Raw genomic sequence first — 5,530 nt, forward strand, 5'->3', positions numbered from 1 at the left:
AGGACGTGCACCTCGTGGCCCTCGACCAGCCAGAGCAGCTCCTCCCACGACATGTCGAAGGAGAACGACACCGTGTGCGCGATCCGCAGCCGACGGCTGCCCGCCTCCGCCACCACCGGGTCGAAGATCGCCTCCCGGTGGTTCAACTGCATGTTCGTCAGGCCGCGGTAGGGCGTCACCACGCCCTTCGGCCGACCGGTCGAACCCGAGGTGAAGATCACGTACGCGGCGGCGTCCGGCCGGTAGGGCACCCGGTAGGGCTCGGCGGGGAAGGCGGCGAGTTCGGCCCGCACGGCGGGGTCGTCGAGCAGGACGGTGCCGGGGTGGGCGGGCAGCAGGGCGGCGGTGGCGGAGTCGGTGACCAGGAGGACGGGGGCGGTGTCCTCCACCATGAACGCCAACCGCTCGGCCGGGTAGTCGAGTTCGAGCGGCAGGTACGCAGCACCGGCTCGCAGCACGGCGAACAGCGCCGCCACCATGTCCAGCGAACGCGGCAACCCCAACGCCACCACCGACTCCGGACCGGCACCACGCGACACGAACAACCGCGCCAACCGGTCCACCCGAGCGTCCAGTTCGGCATACGACCACGCCTGCGCACCGAACACCAGCGCCGTCTCCCCCGGCACCAGCACCGCCCGCTCCGCCAACAGCTCCGCCACCGACGCCGACGGCAACTCCCGCCCCGTCGACGCCCACCCACCCAACAACGCCCGCTCACCGGACGTCAGCACGTCCAGGCTGCGGACGGGGCGGTCGGGGTCGGCGGTGAGCTGGTCGAGCAGCAGGACCAGGCGCTGGGCGTGCTGTTCGACCTCGGTGCGGTCGAAGACGTCGGGGCGGTACTTCCACTCGAAGCCGAGCGCCTCGCCGGGGTTGGTGATGAAGACCAGCGGGAAGTGCGCGGCGTCGACGTCCTCGACCTCGCGGATGCCGAGGCGTTCGCGCAGGTCGGCGCGGGTGGCGGCGTCGGCGGGGGTGTTGCGGAGCACCTGGAGGGTGTCGAAGAGGCGGCCGAGGCCGGTGCCGCGCTGGATGGTGCCGAGGCCGGTCTGGTGGTGCGGCAGCAGGGCGGCCTGTTCGGCCTGGTGGCGGGCGAGGAAGGCGGCGACGCTCTCGCCGCCGTCCAGGGCGGCGCGGACGGGGACGGTGTTGAGGAACATGCCGATGGTGGCGTCGATGCCGGGCAGTTCGGCGGGGCGGCCGGAGACGGTGGCGCCGAACACCACGTCCTGCCGGTTGGTCAGTCCGGCGAGCAGCAGCGCCCAGGCGCCGGACAGCACGGTGTTCAGGGTGAGCCCGTGGGTGCGGGTGAACTCGCCCAGGCGGGTGGTGAGTTCGGTGCTCAGCCGGGCGGTGACGGAGTGCGGGAGCAGCCCGGCGCGCTCGCGGGCCTGCGGGGCGAGCAGGGTGGGCCCGTCCAGTCCGGCCAGGGCTTCGCGCCAGGCCGTGGCGCCCCGCTCGGTGTCGCGGGCGGCCAGCCAGCGCAGGAACTCCCGGTAGGGCAGGCCGGGTTCGGGGACGGGCAGGCCCGCGCAGCGGCTCAGCAGCTCCTGGAGGAACAGGCCGGAGGACCAGCCGTCCCACAGCAGGGCGTGGTTGGTGACCAGGATCCGCTGGCCGCCGCCGGGGGCGAGCACCGAGACCAGGCGCAGCAGTGGCGGCGCGGCCGGGTCGAACCGGGTGCCGGCCTCCTGCGCCTTCAACTCCTCGAGCCGGGCGGCGAATTGCGCGTCGTCGAGGTCGGACAGGTCGGTCTCGGTGAGCGGGATGTCGACGGCGCGCGGCACGAACTGGACGGGCCGTTCGGGGCCGGTCTGCAGGAAGCCGGCCCGCAGGTTGGGGTGGGCGTCCAGGACGGCGGCGACGGCGGCGCGCAGGGTGGGCAGCGGAACGCGGCGGTCCAGGGTGATGACGTCGCGGGCGGTGTAGACGTCGACCGCGCCGTCGTCGTAGTCGGCCTCGAACAGCAAGCCCTCCTGGAGCGGGGAGACCGGCCAGACCTCCTCGATCTCCAGGTGCGGGACGGCGGCCCGGACGGCGGCGCGTTCGGCCGCGGTGGCGGCGGGGAGTTCGGGCAGCGGGGGCAGCGCGGTGGCGGCCTCCCGGGTGTCGGCGAGGGCGGCGAGGGCGGCGGGGGTGCGGTGTTCGAAGACGTCGCGGGGGCTGAGCGCGAGGCCCTCGGCGCGGGCGGCGCCGACCAGCCGGATGGAGGAGATGGAGTCGCCGCCGAGCCGGAAGAAGTCGTCCTCGGCGCCCGTCCCGGCGTCCTCGGGCAGGCCGAGCACCTCGGCGTACAGCGCGCACAGCAGGCGTTCGGTGGCGGTCTCGGCGGCGCGCGAGCCGGTCGCGCCCGCGTAGTCGAGGGCGCCGTCGGGGAGGGCGGCCCGGTCGAGCTTGCCGTTGACGGTCAGCGGGAGGGCGTCGAGGACGGTGAAGGCCGAGGGCACCATGTACTCGGGCAGCCGGGCGGCGAGGGCGTCGCGCACCGCGGCGGTGTCCAGTCCGCCCGGGACGGCGGGCACCAGGTGGGCGACGAGCCGGTCCACCGGGCCGCGGTGGAGCAGTACGGCGCTGTGCGCGACGGCCGGGTGCGCGGCCAACTCGGCCTCGATCTCGCCGAGTTCGATCCGGTGGCCGCGGATCTTGACCTGTTCGTCGGCCCGGCCCAGGTAGTCGAGGGTGCCGTCGGGGCGGCGGCGCACCAGGTCGCCGGTGCGGTACATCCGGGTGCCGGGTTCGCCGAACGGGTCGGCGACGAAGCGCCCGGCGGTCAGGCCGGGGCGGTTCAGGTAGCCGCGGGCCAACTGGACGCCCGCCAGGTACAGTTCGCCCGGCGCGCCGTCCGGGACGGGTCGCAGCAGGGCGTCCAGCACTTGGGCGCGGCCGCCGGTGAGCGGGCGGCCGACGGCCGGGGCGGGGGTGTCGGCGAGGTCGGCGACCAGCGCGTCCACGGTGAACTCGGTGGGGCCGTAGTAGTTGAGCACGGTACTGGTGGGGGAGGCGGCCAGTTCGGCCCGCAGTTCGGTCCACAGCGCCTCGGGCAGCGCCTCGCCGCCGAGCAGCAGCACCGGCGGGCGGTGCGCGCCCGACAGCAGCCCGCTGTCGAGGAGTTGGCGGGCGTAGCTGGGGGTGACGTCCAGGGCGTGGATGCGTTCGGCGCGGGTGTAGGCGACGACGGTTTCGGCGTCGCGGCGGTCGTCCTCGCCGAGCAGGTGCAGTTCGTGGCCGCCGAGCAGCCAGATCAGCTGCTCCCAGGAGGAGTCGAAGGAGAACGAGGCGGTGTGCAGGGCGCGCAGGCGCTCGGTGCCGGCGGCCTCCAGCGCGGTGGCGAACTCGCGGCCGAGGTGGTCGTGGGCGAGGTTGGCCAGGCCCGCGTGGGTGAGCACGACGCCCTTGGGGCGGCCGGTGGAGCCGGAGGTGTGGATGACGTAGGCGGCCTGCCCGGGGTGCACGGGGACGCTCACCGGCCCGCCGGGGGCGGCGAGTTCGGCGCGCACGGCCGGGTCGTCGAGCAGCACGACGGTAGCGGCGGGCTGCTCGGGCAGCCGGGCCAGCACGGCGCGGGTGGTGAGCAGGACGGCGGGGCGGGCGTCGTCCAGCAGCAGGGCGAGGCGCTCGTCGGGGTGGTCGAGGTCGAGCGGCAGGTAGGCGCCGCCGGCCCGCAGGACGGCGAGCAGGGCGGTGACGGCCCCGGTGGAGCGGGGCAGGGCGAGCGCGCAGATCCCTTCCGCGCGCAGGCCGCGGGCCAGCAGCAGGCGGGCCAGCGCGTCGGTGTCGGCGTCCAGTTCGGCGAAGGTGCGCTCGGTGCGGGTGCCGTCGAGGGCGGGGCCGACCAGGGCGCGGGCGGCGGGGGTGTCGGCGGCGCGGGCCCGCAGCAGGTCGTCGACGCCGGGCGGCGGGACGGCGGGCAGGGTGGGGCCGGTGCTGGTGGCGGGGCGGGCGGCGCGTTCGGCGGCGGTGAGCAGGTCGAGCCGGGCCAGCGGGGTGTCCGGGTCGGCGGCGAACGCCTCGGCCAGGGCGAGGAAGCGGTCCAGGACGGTGGCGGCCCGGTCGGCGTCGAACGCGTCGGGGCGGTACTCGAGTTCGAGGCGCAGGTCCTCGCCGGGCAGCAGGGTCAGGCCGAGCGGGTAGTGGGTGGCGTCGCGGGCGCCGAGCGCGGTGATCGCCGGGCCGCCGTCCGCCGCGTCCGGGGCGGTCTTGAGGGCTTCGCCGCCGCCCCGGTAGTTCTCCACCACCAGCAGGGTGTCGAACAGCGGCCCCGCGGCGCCGGCGGCGCGCTGGATCGCGGCCAGGCCGAGGTGCTGGTGGTCGAGCAACTCGGCCTGGGCGGCCTGGACTCGGGCGGCGGCCGTGGCGAGGGTGGCGCCGGGGGCGGGGTGGACCCGGACGGGGACGGTGTTGATGAACAGGCCGACCATCGACTCGGCGCCCGGCAGGTCGGCGGGGCGGCCGGAGACGGTGGTGCCGAACACGGTGTCGGTGCGGCCGGTGAGCGCGCCGAGCAGCACGCCCCACAGCGTGTGGGCGACGTTGCCGAGGGTCAGGCCCCGGCTGCGGACGGCGGCGGTCAGGCGGGCGGTCAGGTCGGGCCCGGCCTGCCGGGTGAGCAGGGCGGGTTCGACGGCGCCCGCCCCGGCGCCCGCCCCGGCGACTGCCCCGGCGGGGGCGACGGGGTGCGGGGTGTCGAACCCGGCGAGGGCGGCGGCCCAGGCGCGTTCGGCGGCGGCGGTGTCGCGGGTGGCCAGCAGGGCGAGGTGGTCGCGGTAGGGGCGCACCGGCGGCAGGCTCTCGCCGCGGTAGAGCGCGAGCAGTTCGCGCACCACGATCGGCATCGACCAGCCGTCCAGCAGCAGGTGGTGGCAGGTCAGCACCAGCCGGTGCCGGTCGGCGGCCAGCCGCAGCAGGGTGAAGCGCAGCAGCGGCGGCGCGTCCAGTTCGAACGGGCGCCGCCAGTCCGCGTCCATCTCGCGCTGCACGTCCGCTTCTTGACGGTTCGTCAGGTCGACGGTGCGCAGCGGGGTGTCGACGGTGCGCTGGACGAACTGCAGGACGTCCTGCGGGTCCTCGTACCAGAATCCGGCCCGCAGGTTGGCGTGCCGGGCCAGCAGCGCGTCCACGGCGGCGGCCAGCCGCGGCGCCTCGACGGGGCCGGCCAGGTCGAGGTGGGCCTGCACGACGTACACGTCCCGGGCCCGGTCGTCGTAGAGCGCGTGGAAGAGCAGGCCCTCCTGGAGCGAGGACAGCGGGTACACGTCCTCCAGGTCCGACGGGGCCGGGCTGGTCGCCTGCGGGTCGTCGTGCGGGGTGGCGGAGTCGTTCATCGCGGTGTTCTCAGTCCTGGGGTCGGTGGTTTCGGAACGGTCGGTGGGCGGGGTGGTCATCGGCGCCGCCGGCTGCGCAACTTGGCTTCCAGCCGGTCGAGTCGGCCCTGCTCGAGGGCGAGCAGCGGCGGGCTGCCCGGGGCGGCGGCAAGGCCCTCCGAGGCGGTGCCGAGGTCGCCCGGGGCGGCGCCGAGGTCGTCCAGGGC

1 protein-coding gene is annotated in these 5,530 nt (G+C 75.9%); it reads right to left on the minus strand.

The features are described from left to right. Window positions 1-5,324, minus strand: a 5,324-nt coding sequence (locus ACFUEL_RS34065; RefSeq protein WP_380241182.1) for an amino acid adenylation domain-containing protein, incomplete at its 3' end; no start/stop codon positions are given. Window positions 5,325-5,530 lie beyond the last annotated feature (206 nt).

This window comes from Kitasatospora sp. NPDC057198 (assembly GCF_042670125.1).
Classification (GTDB): domain Bacteria; phylum Actinomycetota; class Actinomycetes; order Streptomycetales; family Streptomycetaceae; genus Kitasatospora.